The sequence below is a fragment of the Mycobacterium sp. genome, assembly GCF_008709575.1.
Classification (GTDB): domain Bacteria; phylum Actinomycetota; class Actinomycetes; order Mycobacteriales; family Mycobacteriaceae; genus Mycobacterium.
The window spans coordinates 1-839 of the sequence record NZ_VYIK01000244.1 but is presented as its reverse complement, the minus strand read 5'-3'; the positions used below and the strand labels follow the sequence as shown (position 1 = coordinate 839).

The following is an 839-nucleotide window of genomic DNA, read 5'->3' as shown; positions in this document are numbered from 1 at the left end:
GGCCTTTGACCGGCTCTTCGCCGGTCCGCGGCCCGCCGAGCTGCACCCGTTCGTCGCCCTGCACGGTCCGCGGCACGTCGCCCCGGCCACCGCCGGCGACCTGTTGTTTCACATCCGCGCCGAAACCTTGGACGTGTGCTTCGAGTTGGCCACCCGGCTGACGGACGCGCTGGCCGGCGCTGTGACCGTCGTCGACGAGGTGCACGGATTCCAGTTCTTGGACAACCGGGACCTGCTCGGATTCGTCGACGGAACCGAGAATCCGGACGGGCCGCTGGCGGCCAGCTCCACGCAGATCGGCGACGAGGAACCCCGGCTTCGCCGGCGGCTGCTACGTGCACGTGCAGAAGTACGTGCACGACGCGCTGGCGCCGCCGGCCGCCGACGCCAAGGAGGTGGCCTGCGCCGCTGCTATCACAGTCTGCGTGATCTCGGCGATGCCCCCTTAATTCACTGATGCCTGCGGCTGGCTCCCGAGTGTCTCCTGTCGCCACCCCTGTGCTGGGTGGACGCCCCGGAAAGAATGAGCGGCCGCACAGTTTTCGGCAGCCCGCACCTGTCGGGCACCCAATCAATCATCATGTCGCCGGACCATGGTCTGCGGACCCAGATAAGGCTGGGCGCCGGCACGCCCGACGCATCTACCACACCACGTACTCACACCGGAGGAACCCGACGATGGCTTAACACAACACTTTTCAGCTTGCTTCTCGCCGACCGAGCATGCAGCGGATCCTCGTCGGCCTCAAGGTCGTTCGTCCTCGCTGCGCTGCGGGCGCTCCTCTTCCGTCGGTGGGAGCCGGGCTCCACGCGCGCCTCGGCCGGGATACCCAGCTCGG

Annotated in this window: 1 pseudogene; it reads left to right on the top strand. The window is 67.9% G+C overall.

The window, feature by feature from the left end:
• Positions 1-362, top strand: a pseudogene (locus F6Q13_RS18190) (Dyp-type peroxidase); the annotation flags it as partial.
• Between the last annotated feature and the right edge of the window lie 477 nt (positions 363-839).